The organism is Azospirillum sp. B21 (assembly GCF_008364825.1).
Classification (GTDB): Bacteria; Pseudomonadota; Alphaproteobacteria; order Azospirillales; family Azospirillaceae; genus Azospirillum.
The window spans coordinates 457,838-474,234 of record NZ_VTTO01000001.1; the positions used below are offsets into that span (position 1 = coordinate 457,838).

13 protein-coding genes are annotated in these 16,397 nt (G+C 68.0%); 3 read left to right on the plus strand and 10 right to left on the minus strand.

Annotated elements, in window-relative coordinates:
* Positions 1-8: 8 nt before the first annotated feature.
* The 4 genes from FZ983_RS02215 to FZ983_RS02230 form a co-directional block, all read right to left on the minus strand.
* The gene (locus tag FZ983_RS02215; protein WP_149221981.1) at positions 9-1,226 is read right to left on the minus strand and encodes an ATP-binding protein; all 1,218 of its coding nucleotides are present in this window, start codon (positions 1,224-1,226) and stop codon (positions 9-11) included.
* A 107-nt stretch (positions 1,227-1,333) separates the two neighbouring features.
* The gene (locus FZ983_RS02220; protein ID WP_149221982.1) at positions 1,334-1,783 is read right to left on the minus strand and encodes a DNA polymerase III subunit chi; all 450 of its coding nucleotides are present in this window, start codon (positions 1,781-1,783) and stop codon (positions 1,334-1,336) included.
* 32 nt (positions 1,784-1,815) lie between these two features.
* Positions 1,816-3,324 carry a leucyl aminopeptidase gene (locus FZ983_RS02225; protein WP_149221983.1) on the minus strand — a complete coding sequence of 503 codons (1,509 nt, stop codon included), beginning with the start codon at positions 3,322-3,324 and terminating at the stop codon, positions 1,816-1,818.
* A 310-nt stretch (positions 3,325-3,634) separates the two neighbouring features.
* Entirely contained in the window at positions 3,635-5,032 is a 1,398-nt protein-coding gene (locus FZ983_RS02230; RefSeq protein ID WP_149221984.1) for an RsmB/NOP family class I SAM-dependent RNA methyltransferase, read from the minus strand.
* Positions 5,033-5,396: 364 nt separating this feature from the next.
* Here FZ983_RS02230 and FZ983_RS02235 point away from each other — a divergent pair, with 364 nt between their 5' ends.
* The 3 genes from FZ983_RS02235 to FZ983_RS02245 are packed head-to-tail and all read left to right on the plus strand — an operon-like array spanning position 5,397 to position 7,939.
* On the plus strand, positions 5,397-6,563 hold the full coding sequence (locus FZ983_RS02235) for a murein transglycosylase A (protein WP_149221985.1): 1,167 nt from the start codon (positions 5,397-5,399) through the stop codon (positions 6,561-6,563).
* Entirely contained in the window at positions 6,560-7,117 is a 558-nt protein-coding gene (locus tag FZ983_RS02240) for a GNAT family N-acetyltransferase (protein WP_149221986.1), read from the plus strand. The genes FZ983_RS02235 and FZ983_RS02240 overlap by 4 nt, the downstream gene beginning before the upstream one ends.
* A gap of 57 nt (positions 7,118-7,174) precedes the next feature.
* Positions 7,175-7,939 (plus strand): RNA methyltransferase, encoded by a 765-nt coding sequence (locus FZ983_RS02245; protein ID WP_149221987.1) that lies wholly within the window; start codon positions 7,175-7,177, stop codon positions 7,937-7,939.
* A 132-nt stretch (positions 7,940-8,071) separates the two neighbouring features.
* On the opposite strand, the gene FZ983_RS02250 is transcribed toward FZ983_RS02245, so the two are convergent.
* The 6 genes from FZ983_RS02250 to FZ983_RS02275 form a co-directional block, all read right to left on the minus strand.
* Entirely contained in the window at positions 8,072-10,621 is a 2,550-nt protein-coding gene (locus tag FZ983_RS02250) for an HWE histidine kinase domain-containing protein (RefSeq protein WP_149221988.1), read from the minus strand.
* A 383-nt stretch (positions 10,622-11,004) separates the two neighbouring features.
* On the minus strand, positions 11,005-12,681 hold the full coding sequence (gene recN / locus FZ983_RS02255) for a DNA repair protein RecN (RefSeq protein WP_149222444.1): 1,677 nt from the start codon (positions 12,679-12,681) through the stop codon (positions 11,005-11,007).
* Positions 12,682-12,689: 8 nt separating this feature from the next.
* The gene (locus tag FZ983_RS02260) at positions 12,690-13,505 is read right to left on the minus strand and encodes an outer membrane protein assembly factor BamD (RefSeq protein ID WP_149221989.1); all 816 of its coding nucleotides are present in this window, start codon (positions 13,503-13,505) and stop codon (positions 12,690-12,692) included.
* 154 nt (positions 13,506-13,659) lie between these two features.
* Entirely contained in the window at positions 13,660-14,385 is a 726-nt protein-coding gene (locus FZ983_RS02265) for a protein phosphatase CheZ (protein ID WP_247883534.1), read from the minus strand.
* Positions 14,386-14,595: 210 nt separating this feature from the next.
* Positions 14,596-15,696 carry a protein phosphatase CheZ gene (locus FZ983_RS02270; RefSeq protein ID WP_149221991.1) on the minus strand — a complete coding sequence of 367 codons (1,101 nt, stop codon included), beginning with the start codon at positions 15,694-15,696 and terminating at the stop codon, positions 14,596-14,598.
* 116 nt (positions 15,697-15,812) lie between these two features.
* Entirely contained in the window at positions 15,813-16,178 is a 366-nt protein-coding gene (locus FZ983_RS02275; RefSeq protein WP_012974572.1) for a chemotaxis response regulator CheY, read from the minus strand.
* Between the last annotated feature and the right edge of the window lie 219 nt (positions 16,179-16,397).

Sequence of the window (16,397 nt, forward strand, 5' to 3'; positions counted from 1 at the left end):
TACACCCCTCACCCCCCCAGCAACCGTTCCTTCGGCAGCAGGATCGTCACCGCCGTTCCCCGGCCCGGCGCACTGTCTACGTCCACACCGCCGCCATGCAGTTCGGCGAAGCGCCGGACGATGGGCAGGCCCAGCCCGACGCCCTCATGCTGGCGGATCAGCGAGCGTTCGGCCTGGGTGAAGGGGTTGAAGATGCGGCCCATCAACTCGGCCGGGATGCCGGGGCCATCGTCGCGCACGGTCACGCCGACAAAATTGTCGCGCTCCTCCACCACCAGCGCCACATGGCCGCCGGGCTGGGTGAACTTCACCGCGTTGTCCAGCAGGTTCAGCACCATCTCGCGCAGCCGGCGGCGGTCGATGCGCATGCGGAAGGCCGGACAGGGATGCACCGTCACCGCCAGCTGCTTGCCCACCGCCTTAGGCAACAGCAGGTCGGCGCAGCCGGCCAGCAGCTGGGGGACATCGACGTCGCTCTCCTGGATCTCGATCGAGCCGGTCGAGCCGCGGGTGTAGTCCAGGATGTTGTTGACCATGGTCAGCAGCGACCGGCCGCTGTCCTCGATCAGCTTCACATATTCCAGATAGTCGGGATGGCCCAGCTTGCCCATCCCCTCCCCCGCCAGCACGTCGGCGAAGCCGATGATGGAGTTCAGCGGCGTGCGCAATTCGTGGCTGACCACCGCCAGGAAATCCAGCTTGGCGCGATCGGCCTTGCGCGCCGCCTCCAGCGCGTCCGACAGTTCGGCCGTGCGTTCCGACACCCGCCGCTCCAGCTCGCGGTTCTGCTCTGCGGCGCGGCGGTAGAGCTTGCGGATCTCCACCATGTTGCGGACGCGGTGCAGCAGTTCCCAGGCGATGAAGGGCTTGGTCAGGAAGTCGTTGGCGCCCAACTCCAGCGACTTGCGCCGGGTTTCCTGGTCGGTCTGGGCGGTCAGCACCAGCACCGGCACGTAATCGTCGCCGAAGATGGGCTTCAGCCGCTCCATCAGTTCGAAGCCGCTCATGTGCGGCATGCGAATGTCGATCAGCAGCAGGTCGAACGCCTCGGCCGCGCAGAGATCAGGCACCTTGCGCGGATCGGTCTCGCCGAGAACCCGGGTATAGCCATCGTGACCGAGGATTTCGCGCAGAAGATCGACGTTGGACTGGTTGTCGTCCACGATCAGGATGCTGGCGTCCCTGACCTGCTGGGCGAGCGCCGGGTCGAACTGGCTCCTGTTCATTGGGGAGCTTGCACCTTTGACCATCCACACGGGCATTCAGATTTGCCTCTGAACGGATCAAATGCAAATGAAATGATCAGGAAAGGCAGCCTGCGGAGCCGTGGCGGTCAGGCCCGCTTTTCCCAGCCGCCACGCTCGGTCTGCTGCCAATAGGTCAGGGCGTGGCCGGCCGCCTTGCAGGCCTTCCAGCGCTGGCGGGCGGCAAGCACAGCCTCGTCGTCATTGCCGTCGAACAGGTCGCAGACGAGGTCGTAGCTGTCCATCCGGTCGCTGACGCAGCCGTCCACCGTGACCAGCACGGTGGCGCCATTGGGGTTCTCGTCGGCATCGGTCAGCCACACCGGCTGCTTGTCGGCGAAGCCGTCGCGCGCCGCCCCGTGCGGCAGGAAGGAGCCGGGATCGTAGGTCCACAGATGCTGGTTCAGCATGTCCACCCGCTCCGGCGAACCGGCGAGCACGACGGCGCGCCAGCTCCGCTCAAGAACCTTCTCCAGGATCTTGGGCAGCGCCTGCTCCATCGTGCGCCGTTGCAGGTGGTAGAAGCGGACTTCGGTCATGGCCCCTTCACGCACACATCAACCCTCTGCCATCAAGCCTCGTGGAAGTCCGCCACGAAGCGGTCGAGCAGGCGCACGCCGAAGGCGGAAGCGCCCTTCGGCACGGTCGCACCGTCCTTCTTCGCCCAGGCGACACCGGCGATGTCGATGTGCGCCCACGGCACGTCGTTGACGAAGCGCTTCAGGAACTGCGCGCCGACGATGCTGCCGGCGCCGCCGCCCGACCCGGTGTTCTTCATGTCGGCGGCCGGCGAGTCGATTTCCTTGTCATAGGCGTCGCCCAGCGGCATGCGCCACACCGGCTGGCCCACCTTCAGGCCGGCGGCCGTCAGGTTCATGGCGAGGTCGTCGTCGTTGGCGAACAGGCCGGCATGCTCGTGACCCAGCGCCACGATGACGGCGCCGGTCAGGGTGGCCAGGTCGATCATCAGCTTGGGCTTGTAGACGTCCTGCGCGTACCACAGGCAGTCGGCCAGCACCAGACGGCCTTCGGCGTCGGTGTTGATGACCTCGATGGTCTGGCCCGACAGCGAGGTGACGATGTCGCCCGGACGCTGCGCCGTGCCGGACGGCATGTTCTCCACCAGACCGACGATGCCGATGGCGTTGACCTTCGCCTTGCGGGCGGCGAGCGCGTACATGGTGCCGATCACGGTGGCGGAGCCACCCATGTCCCACTTCATGTCTTCCATGCCGGCCGCACCCTTGATCGAGATGCCGCCGCTGTCGAAGGTCACGCCCTTGCCGATGAAGGCGACCGGGCGCTTGTCGTCGGCATCCGGGTTGCCGTTCCAGCGCATGACGACCACGCGCGGCTCGAAGGCGCTGCCCTGGGCGACACCCAGCAGAGCGCCCATGCCAATCTTCTTCAGCTTCTTCTGGTCGAGGATCTCGACCTCGACGCCGAACTGCTCCAGTTCCTTCGTCTTCTCGGCGAGGGTTTCCGGATAGATGACGTTGGCCGGCTCCGACACCAGATCGCGGGTGAAGCGGATGGCGTCGGCCAGCGTGTCCAGCTTCTTGAAGGCGGCCTTGGCCGCGCCGTCATCCTCGACCAGCAGCGTCAGCTTGCGCAGGCTGGGCTTCGGCTCCTTCTTGTCGGCCTTCCGGTCGTTGGTCCGGTACTTGTCGAACTTGTAAGAGCGCAGCTGCGCACCGAAGGCGATCTCGGCCGCCGCGGCGGCGGGCGACTGCGTGGCGCCGTCGGGCAGCTCGACCAGCAGCGCCGCTTCTTCGGTGGCCTTGTCCAGGGCGACGGCGATGGCACCGCCGGCGGACTGCAGGATCAGGTCGGTCAGATCGGCACCCTTGCCGATGCCGACCAGCAGGATGCGGTCCAACTCGGTCCCGGCCGGGGCGAGCAGCGTCAGCGTCTCGTCCTTCTTGCCGTTGAAGCGGCCGGCGGCCATGGCGCGGGCCAGCGCCCCGCCGGTCTTCTGATCGAGCTCGCGCCCGAGCGGGCCGAGACCGCGGTCGGCGGCGACGGTCACGGCGAGCACGCCGGAGGCAGGCAGGGACGGCTTGGCGAAGGAGAACTTCATCTGGTCCTCTTGGGAGGTGGGGCGGATATGCCCGGACGAATTCGGCGGCGGAAAGCCTACCCCACCGATAAGGAGCGCGCCACCCCGGCTGTCAAGGGCGGGGGGTGTCGGCGCTTTGCGGCGTTAGGCCCCCACCCCAACCCTCCCCTGCTCTCAGCGGACCTACGGTCCGCCTGTCGCGTCAGCACAAAGCACAGCTTTGTGCGAGAGCTGGGCGGGGGAGGGGGTAAGTGCTTATGCGGGAGAGCGGCGGCAGTCCCTCCCCCGCCCCGCGGGGGAGGATAGGTGGGGGTCTAACGCCCCCAATCACTCACGCATCGATCGCCTTGCCCAGCTCGACCGGATCGACCTCGCCCTGCTCCAGCCCGACGTCGGACACGCTCTCCTCCGACACCGTCTCTTCCGCGCGGCGTTCCAGCACGGCGGCGAAGAAGCCGTCGGTATCGTGCTTGGCCGGCGTCAGGCGCAGGTACGGACCCTCGACCGGCGGCGCGCCGGCCTCTTCCTCCGCCCACACCTCGGAAACCGGCTTGACGATGAAGTCGTGGTGGGTCTGCAGGAAGGCTTCGACCTGCGCCTCGTTCTCGTCATGCAGCATGGAGCAGGTGGCGTAGATCAGCCGGCCGCCCGGCTTCACCAGACGCGCGGCGCTGTCCAGGATGTTGGCCTGAAGCGGCAGCAGCTGCTCCAGCCCCGGACCCAGCTGGCGCCAGCGGGCGTCCGGGTTGCGGCGCCAGGTGCCGGTGCCGGAGCAGGGAGCGTCCACCAGCACGCGGTCGAACTTGCGCTTGTGGCGCTTCACCCAGGGATCGCGCTCGCTGGTCAGCGGGTGCGCCTCGATGTTGTGCAGGCCGGCGCGGCGGAACCGCTCGGCGGCGCGCTTCAGGCGCTTGTCCAGCACGTCGCAGGCGACGACGCGGCCCTTGTTCTTCATCAGCGCGGCGACCGCCAGCGTCTTGCCCCCGGCCCCGGCGCAGAAATCGACCACCTGATGGCCGGGCTTCGGCGCGACGGCCAGTGCAACCAACTGCGAGCCCTCGTCCTGGATTTCGACCAGACCGTCCTTGAAGGCATCGACGCTGCCCAACGGCGGCCGGCCCTTCACCCGCAGGCCGAGCGGCGACCAGCGCGTGGTCTCCGCCGTGATCTGCGCCTTGGCCAGCGCCTTGATGGCACTCTGCTGGTTCGCCTTCAGCGGGTTGATGCGCAGGTCGAGCGGCGCCGCCTCCAGCAGCTTCTCCATCTCCACCCCGAATCGGTCGCCGAGCGAGGCGCGCATCGCCGCCTCCGCCCATTCCGGACACTCCACCCGCACCGTTTCCGGCATGTCGGGGTGGTCCATGGTGTGGCTTTCCAGCTTGCCGACCATCGCCAGTTCGTCGTCGGTCAGGCGGGCGGGGGCGAACTTGCCGCCGCTGAACATCTCCAGCACCACACCGGCGTTGCGGTTCTCCTCCAGCAGCAGATAGGCCAGCACGCGGGCGCGCGGGGTGGCGCGCTCGTAGCCCGCCCACTCGATCCACCAGCCGAGCCGCGCGTGGCGCCGCAGGATCGCGTAGGCCATCTGGGCGACGGCGGTGCGATCCTTCGACCCGATGTAGCGGCGGTTGCGGAAATAGGCGCTCATCACCGCGTCGGCGGGGCGAGGGGTCTCGTCGATCTCGGTCAGCAGATCGATGACCGCCTGGAGGCGGGCGGCGGGTGTCATGGCGTCTGGTCCCTTGGGGTGTCTCATGGCGGCGAACAGGACCGGGGCCGGCATGTTCCGGGTCGATGATCCGGATTTCGGGCGGTCCTTCGCGTATGGGCTGTCGATACCGCGTTTGCCGCGCGCTGTCACGCTTCGCCGCCGCGCGGCTGCCCAGACGGCGACTCGGAGGCGGTCCGTTTCCCCTCCCCCGTAACAACCGGCCGCGACCTATCCGAAAGTGCAGGTTGGATATTGACGACTCGGGGTAACCACCGGCACAAACGAACGGGTGATGTGACCTTGTCGTGACCTGACCGGCCCTGTGGCCGGCGGGCGGCGGGGTCTTCGACGGACATGACGGATTTTTACGGCGGAGTGCGCGATGGCGGCTGCGATTGGGGTGGCGTGTGCGCGTGTCTTGAAGCAGGCCGGACGGGCTTCGCTGGTCGCGGGCCTTCTGGCGACGCTGGCGGCCTGCGCCGGAACCACCCCGATGGTCGAGGGGCAGCGCCCGACGGCGCAGCGCCCGACGCTCGATCAGGTGGCACCCGATTTCCGCCATCTCGCCGGCTGGATCGACGACGACCATGCCCAGGCGGTTCCCGCCGTGCAGCGCACCTGCGGCTGGGTGAGGAACCAGCCGCCGGGCAAGCCGCTGGGGCAGTTGCGCGCCGCCGGCACCACCGACGACTGGCGCGCCATCTGCGCCGCCGCCCGTGATCTGCCGACGGGCGACAGCGAAGCGGCGCGCCGCTTCTTCGAGGCCTTCTTTGCCCCGCGCGATGTCGCCAACGGCGAGGACGGCCTGTTCACCGGCTATTACGAAATCGAACTCCGCGGCAGCTGGACGCGCACCGAGCGCTACAACGTCCCGCTCTACCGCATGCCGCCGCGCGGCAAGCACGGACTGCCCAGCCGCGCCCGGATCGAAGCCGGCGCGCTGAAGGGCAAGGGGCTGGAGCTGATGTGGGTGGACGACCCGGTCGACGCCTTCTTCCTGGAAATCCAGGGCTCCGGCCGGGCGATCATGTCCGACGGGTCGGTGGTCGGCATCCATTACGGCGGCCAGAACGGCCATAGCTATTACCCCATCGGTCGCCATATCATCGACCGCGGCGACGCCACGCCGGAGCAGATGTCCTTGCAGCTGATCCGCCGCTGGCTGAAGGACCATCCGGCCGAGGCCCAGCGGGTGATGAACCTCAACCCCTCCTACGTCTTCTTCAAGGTGAAGCCCGAGGTCGGCGCCCGCGGCGCCCGCAACATGGAGCTGACGCCCGGCCGCAGCCTTGCGGTGGATGCGGAGCATATCCCGCTGGGTGTGCCGCTGTGGCTTGAGGTGCGCGACGCCCCGGTGCCGGGCGGTGCCATCAACCGGCTGGTGGTGGCGCAGGACACCGGCGGCGCCATCAAGGGCCCGGTGCGCGGCGACCTGTTCTGGGGCCACGGCCGGCAGGCGGAGGAAGGGGCCGGCGTGATGAAGGCGCGCGGCCGCTACACCATGCTGGCTCCGCGCAACCTGTCGGTCGAAACCGCCCAGCGGCGATGACCGCGGATGCGATGACGGCTGGCGGCGACATCCGGCTGGAACGGCTGACCGCCCTGCCCGACCGGGAGGCGGCGCAGGCCGCGCTGGAGGAGATCTTCTTCGCCTCCACCACCCGGACCGAATTCGCATCGGAAGCGGATCGCGCCGCCTTCCTCGCCACCTGGACCGGCTGGTATGTGGCCGACGCGCCGCGGGACATCTGGATGGCAGTGACGGCGGACGGGCTGGTGGTGGGCTACCTCACCGGCTGCAAGGACAGCGCAGGCACGCCCGAGCTTGCCCGACGCATCCCGAAATACGAGGTCTTCGCCGACCGTTTCGCCGCCTACCCCGCCCATTTCCATGTCAATGTCCGGCCGGGCTGGCGAGAGCACGGGCTGGGCCGACGGCTGGTCGACCGCTTCGCCGAGGATTGCCGGGCTGACGGCCTGCCCGGCGTGCATCTGGTCACCGCCGTCTTCGCCCGCAATGTCGAGTTCTACCAGCGCGCCGGCTTCATCGACGCCTGCCAACGCGGGCCGTTGCTGTTCCTGGGCCGGAACCTGAAGGCCTGACTTTGGCGGCACGGCTGTGCTAGGCAGGGGCATCCTCTTGCCGGAAAGCCTGTTGCCATGACCCGCCCGCCCCTGCTGATCGAAAGCCCGCAGAACCCGCAGTTCAAGCTGTGGGAATCGGCGCTGGAAAGCCGCGGGCTGAAGAAGAACGGCAAGTTCCTGCTGGCCGGGCTGAAGACGGTGCCGGAGGCGCTGCGCCAGCATCCCGACCGCTTCGAGCGCATCCTGTTCACCGACCCCGCCCAGATCGCGGGCTGGCGCCTGCCGCCGGGGGTGGAGCCGGTGCAGTTGGCACCATCCCTGTTCCGCACGCTGGACGTGTCGGGCACCGGTTTCCCGCTGCTGGTCGGCGCGGTGCCGAAGATGCCGGCCATCGACCTGTCGCAGCCGCCGCAGGGCTTGGAGCTTCTGTGCGCGCTCGGCGACCCGAGCAACCTGGGCGCGTTGCTGCGCAGTGCCGCCGCCTTCGGCGTGTCGCGGATCGTGCTGCTGGAGGGGGCGGCGCATCCCTTCCACCCCAAATGCCTGCGCGCGGCGTCCAACGCCCAGTTCGCGCTGACACTGCTGCGCGGCCCGCGCTGGGCAGCGGTGAACGAGGCGGCGGGACCGCTCTATGCGCTGGATGGCGGAGGCGAGGATCTGACCCGCTTCGACTGGCCGGCGGACATGCGGTTGATCCTGGGCGAGGAAGGCCAGGGCGTGCCGACGGACTGCCCGGCGACACGGCTGTCGGTGCCGACGACAGGCGCGGTGGAGTCGCTGAATGCCACGGTGGCGGTCAGCGTGGCGCTGTTCGCGCGGTATGCAGCCGTTAAGGGGTAGGCTTCGGATGCCCCCTCCCTAACCCTCCCCCACCTTTGGTGGGAGAGGGAACTCCGCCGCCCTTGCGCTCAACTCCCTCTCCCGCAAAGCGGGGGAGGGTTGGGGAGGGGGCAATCGTCAGCCGACGCCCCCCTACCCCATCACCGAAGCCAGCACCTGCACCACCTGATCCGACCCATAGGGCTTCTTGAGCACCGGCACATCCGCAAACCGCTCCGGCACCGCGGCGGACTCGCCATATCCGGTCGCAAACACGAAGGGGATGCCCAATTCCCGGAGCCGGTCGGCCACAGCCACCGAGGTCTCGTTGCCGAGGTTGATGTCAAGCACCCCGACCACCGGCGGATCGTCGTCGAGCAGGCGCAGGGCATGGCGGACGCCGGCAGCGGTGTTGACGCGGCTGGCACCGAAACTCAGCAGCACGTCCTCCGTCGCCATGGCGATGATCATGTTGTCCTCCAGCAACAGCACCGGGCCGTCGATGGAGAAGTCCGCCGCCGGCACCGGCAGGCTGGTCCGGCCGCCGCCGGGCAGGCTGTCGGCGACGGTGACATACTGGGCCGGGATCATGAAGCGCGCCCGCAGGCCCGACAGCGCATAGGTCACCTCGGCCTCGCCCCGCAGGTCGTGCGGGACGGAGCGTTCGATCACCGTGGTGCCGAAGCCGGTCCGCGAGGGCGCGCGCACCGGCGGGCCGCCATTCTCCTGCCACTCAATCAGCAGCCGCCCACCCTCGTCGATCGACCAGTCCGCCTCGACCCAGCCGCCGCTGTCGCTGAGCGCGCCGTATTTCGCCGAATTGGTCGTCAGTTCATGCACCACCAGAGCGAAGACGGAAAAGGCCTGGGGAGCCAACAGCACCTCCGGGCCGGTCAATCGCACCCGCTCGCTCTTGGACGACAGATAGGCGCCGATTTCCGCCGCGATCAGCGCGCGGAGAGAGGCCGGTCCCCAATTGTCGGCAGTGATCTGGTCATGGGCGCGGGCCAGCGCCTCGATGCGGCCGGCGACGATGGCGGCGAACTGCTGCACCGTTTCCGCCCCGCTCTCGCTCTGGCGCACCAGCGCGCGGACGAGGCTGAGGATGTTGCGGACCCGGTGGTTCAATTCGGCGATCAGCAACTCCTGCCGCTCTGTCGCCTCCTTGCGGGTGCGCCCGGCGACGTCGGCCAGCCGCAGGACCACCTCCAGCAGCGTCACCCGCAAGGATTCGGCGCTGCGCTGATCCAGATCGCTCCAGGGCTGCGACCGGCCGCGCACGGTCTCCTTCCAGGCTTCGAAGCTCTTGCGCGGGGTCAGGCGCGGACCGTTGGGACCATACTGCGCCGGTTTCGACGGGTCGCCGCCCCAGGTGACGGTGCGGACCAGTTCCTTGCGGAAGAAGACCAGATAATCGCGCGGCGTGCGCGACACCGGGATGGCGAGCAGGCCGCAGGCGCGTTCGGTAAAGTCGCGGGCCGGCGGATGGACGGTTCCCAACTGGTCGGTGAAATAGACCTTGCTGGGCGGCGTCCGGTGCAGGAAGCGCATGACGCCCTGCGTCTCCTCCCGGGTCGGCGTCTCGCCTTCCATATGCAGCTGGCCGTCGATGCAGCAGGCGAAGCCGTCGCACTGGATCAGCATGCGCAGCTCGGTGGCGAAGGTGACGAGGCTGTCCAGCGGCGATTCGCTGTCGGCCAGCATCGACATGATGCGGACATGGGCACGGCGCACCTGCGCCTCTCGCTGGTCCTCCTGCTCGCGCTCCCGTCCTTCAAGCAGGAGCGAGACCATCTGTCCGAACAGTTCGGCGGTGGTGCGCCGTTCGAAGGACAGCGAGCGGGCCTGCCGGTGGTGGCAGGCGAACAGTCCCCACAGCTTGCCGTGCCGCAGGATCGACACCGACAGCGAGGCGCCGACCCCCATGTTGCGCAGATATTCGACATGGATCAGCGAGACGCTGCGCAGCAGGCTGAGCGACAGGTCCAGCGGCTGGCCGGTGGGGTCGAGCGCCGGGATCACCGGCACCGGCGGCGCGTTCACATCGGCGATGCATCGCAGCCAGTTGCGCTCGTACAGCCGCCGGGCCTGCTGCGGGATGTCCGAGGCCGGATAGCGCTGGCCGAGGAAGCTGCCGATGCCGTGCACCGCCGATTCCGCGATCACCTCTCCCGCCCCATCGGAGTCGAAGCGGTAGACCATCACCCGGTCGAAGCCGGTCAGCGCCCGCATCTGGCGCGCCGTCTCGCGGCAGAAGGCGTCGAAGCCGCGGGTGTTCTGGACCCGCCCGATCATGGAGCGCAGCAGCGATCCGGAATCCTGCGGTCCCTCGCCCTCGCTGGGTTCCGCCTCGATCACGATGGTGGAGCCGGAGAGATGCACGGCGACGTCGCAGACCGGGGCGGTTTCCGACAGATGAACGCCGAAGGCACGTTCGACGCTGCCGTTGATATGGGCGACCTGCAGCCTGCCGCGGATGGTGTGCAGTGCGTCCGCGTTGACCGCGCGCGACAGCGGCGTGCCGAGCAAATCCTCGGGCTCCACCCCCAGCCAGCGGCCGGTGTTGGCGGAGGCGTGCAGGACGATCCAATCGGCCGTTACGGCGATCAGGAAACCAGTGGGCTGGATGAGACCCAGCTGGTGGATGGGCTCCCGGTCACAATCGGTGAGGTCGACAGACCCCGAAGGAACCGGGCCGCTCATCGAGCAAAGACTTCTGACAAACGCGACCTCGAGCGGAAGCTAGACCAGTGGCGTTTGTCACGCCCTGCCAAGGGATGTGGACAACAATTTAGGCAGGACAATGGAGCGCCGCAACGCTCCAAAATGGCTATTCCTATGTTCTTATTAAGGCGCGTTAACTTAACATAGGATAATTTGTGAAGCGTACTGCGCATGATTTTGCCCAGCAAACAGTCATTCTGCGAATTGCAATTCGGATTTCCGGACACTCACCCACAACCACGGATCGTCAGCGCCGCAACTGTTCGCCGGTACGACGGAGAGGATGCGCAAGGAAGCAAGCCGGGAGTCCAGGCCTGACGGCGGACTCCCGGCTTGCGGATGATCGGACTGGAAAAAGAGGATCAGCCGCGGCCGGCGATCAGGCTGTCTGCCGCCGCGCGGGCTTCTGCGGTGACGGTGGCGCCAGACAGCATGCGGGCGATCTCCTCACGCCGCTCGTCGCCATCCAGTTCGGCGACGCCGGTGGTGACCTGCTCGCCCTTCTGCGACTTCTGGACCTTCAGGTGCACGGCGCCACGCGCCGCGACCTGCGGGCTGTGGGTGACGACCAGCACCTGCAGGCCATGGCCCAGCGTTTCCAGCCGCTCGCCAACCGCCGCGGCGACGGCGCCGCCGATGCCGGTGTCAACCTCGTCGAACACCAGCGTGCCGACGGTGGAGGTCTGGGCCAGCACCACCTTCAGCGCCAGCATGAAGCGCGCCAGCTCGCCGCCCGACGCGATCTTGTTCAGCGCACCCGGCGGGGATCCGGGGTTGGTCGCGACCTGGAAGGCGACGCGGTCGATGCCGGACGCGTTCCATTCCGCCTCGTCGAGCGGCTCGACCAGCGTACGGAACTTGGCCTTTTCCATCTTCAGCGGTGCCAGCTCGCCGGCAACCGCGACGTCCAGCCTGCCGGCGGCCTCGCGGCGGGCGGCGCTCAGCGCCTCGGCAGCCTTGTGGAAGGTGGTGCGGGCCTGCTCCGCCTCCTTCGCCAGCTTGGCCAGCAGGTCGCCCTGATCCTCGATCAGCAGCAGGCGGCCTGCCATCTCCTCGCGCAGAGGCGCCAAGGCGTCGACATCCACGCCATGCTTGCGGGCGGCGGCGCGGAGCGCGAACAGCCGCTCCTCCAGCTTTTCCAGCGCCCGCGGATCCATGTCGACGCCGCTGGAGACGGCCTGCAGGGCGGCGATGGCTTCCCCCGCCTCGGTCGCGGCACGGTCGAGCGCTGCGATCACTGGGTCCAGCGTGCCGCCGGCCCGGTCGGCGATGCGGCTCAGCGTGCGGATGGCGGAGGACAGCGCCCGTTCGACACCGCGGTCGCCCGAAAGCTCCGCATAGGCGGCGTTCATGCCGTCGACCAGCTTTTCCCGGTGCATCAGCACCGCGCGGGTCTCCGACAGTTCCTCCTCCTCGCCGGCCTTCGGGGCGAGCGCGTCCAACTCGGCCACGGCGTGGCGGAGATATTCCTCTTCGGAGCGGGCGCGGGCGATGTCGGCGGCGGCTGAATGGCGCGCGTCCTCGACCTGCCTCCAGGCGCGGTGGGCAGCTGCGACCTGCGCCGCTTGGGCCGACAGTCCGGCATAAGCGTCCAGCACGCTACGGTGGGTCTGCGGGTTCAGCAGGCCGTGGGTGTCGAATTGCCCATGGACCTCGACCAGTTCGGCGCCGAGCGACTTCAGCAGGCCGACGCCGACCGGCTGGTCGTTGACCCAGGCGCGGCTGCGCCCGTCGGTGTTGACGGTGCGGCGGATCACCAGCGAGCCGTCACCGGAATCGGCGTCCAACCCCTGTTCCTTCAGGATGGCGAAGGCGGGGTGGTCGCCGGACAGCTCGAATTCCGCGGTGACGGAGGCCTGATCGGCGCCATGGCGCACCAGACCGGAATCGGCCCGCGCGCCGAGGGCAAGCCCCAGCGCGTCGAGCAGGATCGACTTTCCGGCGCCGGTCTCGCCGGTCAGGGCGCACAGGCCCTTGCGGAAGGACAGGCTCAGCCGCTCGATCAGGACAACGTCCCGGATCGTCAGCGACACGAGCATGGAGCGGCCTAGAACAGGGAGTTCCAGGCTTTGCTGATCCACGACTTCTCGTTTCGCTCGGGACGCAGATTGGCGTCCACCAGCAGTGCGTAGCTGTCCGTGTACCATTCGCTGCCGGGAAAGTTGTGGCCAAGCACGGCCGCGGCGGCCTTCGCCTCGTCGGTCACGCCCAGCGCCAGATAGCACTCCACCAGCCGGTGCAGCGCCTCCGCCACATGGGACGTGGTCTGGTAGTTTTCAACGACGACACGGAAGCGGTTGATCGCGGCGGTGTACTGATGCTGACGCAGATAGAAGCGACCGACCTCCATTTCCTTGCCGGCAAGGTGGTCGTTGGTCAGGTCGATCTTCAGCTTGGCGTCGCGGGCATATTTGCTGTCCGGGAAACGGCGCACCACCTCCGACAGGGCGTCGAGCGCCTGCCGGGTCATCCGCTGGTCGCGGCGCACATCGGTGATCTGCTCGTAATAGCACAGCGCCCGCATGTAATAGGCGTAGTCGACATCCGGGCTGCCCGGATGAAGCTGGATGAAGCGGTCGAGCGCCAGGATGGCGTCGTCGTACTTCAGATCCTGATAGTGGGCGTAGGCGGCAAGAAGCTGCGCCTTGCTGGCCGAATCCGAATAGGGATGCTGGCGCTCCACCTCGTCGTAGAGCTTTGCGGCCTTCTTGAAGGACTCCTCGCGCATCGCCGCGTCGGCTTCCGACAGAAGCTGGTCGGCCGGACGTTCGACATACGCGTCCTCCTTGGTGGAGGAGCAGGCGGTCAGGGCGGCGGACAGAAGGATGGCCGTCAGCGGCAGGCGGTACGGGCGAGGAAGCATCGTCGTCTTGGGCGCTTTCGAAGTTGCCCCTGTATAGCACGCCGGGGTGAGGGCGCCGCAAGCGGTAACGCGGGGGTGGGCCGGGCAATCGGATTTGAGGGCGCAAATACGGTCAAGCCCCTCTCCCCTCGCGGGGAGAAGGGCCTTGATTCGCTTACCCGAACAGCGCGTCGATGTCGGCCTGGCTGATGTTGCCGCTGTCGGGGGTCGCTTCGGCCGGGCCGTGCAGGTCCAGGTCCTCGTCCTTCTTCGTGACGGACGGCGGCAGCGGCATCGCCTCGAACTCCCGCTTGTTCCACAGGCCCATCATGGCGTCGACGCGCTCCTCGATGAAGGACATGGCGCGGACGACCTTGGTGATGCGCTGGCCGGTCAGATCCTGAAAGTTGCAGGCCTCGTAGATGCGGACGATCACGTCGACCATGTCGTTGACGCGGTCGTTGTGATAGCCCTCCGGCAGGGACGACTTCAGCTCCGACACCACCTCTTCCAGCTCTTCGGCGCAGGCCATGATGGTGTTGGTCGCGGCCTCCGTCGCGGCGACGACGGCGCTCAGTTCCTGGCTGGCCTGCTGGAACTTGTCGTCGCCGGCCAGCGGGTGGCGGATGGCCGCCATCTCCACCTTGGTCGCCTTGATGCGGCCGGAGATGTCGGCAATCTCCACCTGGATCTGGTCGATCTGCGCCGCGTCCATGGTCAGGAAGCGGTCCAGCTTGGCGCCCAGGTCGCCGATGGCGCGCAGCACCTCGGTGTTGTCGGCCTGGACCACCTGGGCCGGCACCGGCAGCGCCGCTGCGGCGGCACCGTCTTCGATCAGCGCCTGGAACGGGTGCCCGGATTTGCGGGCCTTCTGAAGCTCGGCCATGAAGGGCTTGGTCATCTGCTTCATCCTCGGTCCCGCCTCTCGGAAACGGCCGCCTGTGGCCTGGGTGGTGAATATGTCGGGTGGTGGAATGTCTGGTTGCGTAGCGGGTCTGCGTTCTGGAGCCGTCAACCGCGCCGCATGGGGCCATCGGCCTGCCGGGCGGGTCAATCGGGGGAAACCTAAAGGGAAGAGATCGTCCGGACGGGCCGGCGCGGCTTCCCCGCCCTATCCGAAGAGAGCGTCGATGGCCGCCTGATCGAGCGGCGCCGGTGGCTCCGCCGCCGCGGGCGGCGGGGGCGGTGCGGCGGGCTTGGGAGCGGCCTTGGCCTTCGGCGCCGCGCCGGGCGGCTTCGGCACCGGTTTCTTCGCCGGAGCGGGCGCCGGAGCCGGGCTGTCGAACATGCTGTCGATGTCGGCCTGGCTCGACTGTACCGGTGCGGCGGCGGGCGCCGGCGCGTCGAACATGCTGTCGATGTCGGCCTGGCTCGACTGTACCGGTGCGGCAGCAGGTGCCGGCGCGTCGAACATGCTGTCGATGTCGGCTTGGCTCGCCTTCGCCGGGGCCGGCGGCGGGGGCGGAGGTGGCGCGGGTGCGGGCACCGGCGCGGCAACCGGGCTGTCGAACATGCTGTCGACATCGGCTTGGCTGACGCCGTGGCCGTCCAACTGCGGACCGTTCAGCAGATGCGCGTCCGGCCGGCTGTCGGTCTGCTCTTCCTTGACGACGATGCCGGCCAGCCCATCCTCGCCCCAGATGCTGATCATGGCCATGACGCGCTGCTCGATGTAGCGGAGCGCGTTGACCACCTTGCTGGTGCGCTGGCCGGTCAGATCCTGGAAGGAACAGGCGGTGAAGATGTCGTTCACCTGCGTGTCGATCTCGCCGCACATCGTCGGATCGGCCCCGCTCGCGCGCAGCTTGCCCGCCAGATCCATCAGCCGTTCGGCCGCATTCAGGATTTCGAAGGATGCGCGTTCGGTCGAGATGACGATGGCATCGAGTTCGTTCGTGGCGGAGAGGATCTTGTCGCCCGACCCGTCGGGGGGCCGCAGTGCCGCAACCTCCCGCCGCGCCTGTTCGATCGACGCCGCCATTTCCATCAGCTCGCGGCGCAGGACGCCGACATGCTTGCCGGCCTCCACCGCATCGTTCTGCCGGTTCCAGGAGTCGCGGAACTCCTGGAGCATCGCGCGCACTTCCTCCGTCGCGGCCCCGAGGGACCGCCGGTGGAGCCGCCGCAGGAACGCCCTTCCCTTCGCCGATCGGGCGATGGCGTCCTCGATCTGCTCGAACTCCTCATCGGACAGCTGCGGAAGCTGCTCCAAACCGGTCCACTCCCCAAACTGGATTCGCCAGCCGCCCCAAGGACCGGGCGCCGGGCGGCATGTGCCGCCGCCCACCCGGACCGGTCACGATACGCTTCGATCGCCCCTTGCGGGGCTCAGCCGCCGATGACGGCCTGGATCTTCTGCTTCAGCGTGTCGGCGTTGAAAGGCTTGACGATGTAGTTGTTCACGCCGGCCTGCTTGGCGGCGATCACGTTCTCGGTCTTGCTTTCGGCGGTGACCATGATGAAGGGCGTCGCCGCCAGCTTCGCGTCGGCGCGGATTTCCTTCAGCAGCTGGAGGCCGGTCATCGGCTCCATGTTCCAGTCGGAAATGATGAGGCCGAACTTGCTCTCACGCAGCTTCGCCAGCGCCGACACACCGTCGCCGGCCTCGTCGATGTCGGTGTAGCCGATCTGGGTCAACAGGTTCCGCACGATGCGCCGCATGGTGGCGTAATCATCGACGACGAGGATCTTCATCTAGACGTCTCCGCAATAATCCGTTGCCGGTGTCTGACCGGCCGTTACGCCCACCCGGCGCGGGGGCTGCGCCGTAATCCGGGAAGTGATGCCGACTGTAGTGCCCTAACTGCCGCCAAAAGTCATCCCCTTGGGACACACTGCATCAGCCTGGTAAAGAACGTGTTACCACGCGCGACACCATCTTGCCGAATCAGGGCTGTCCCCAGCACTTCGCCA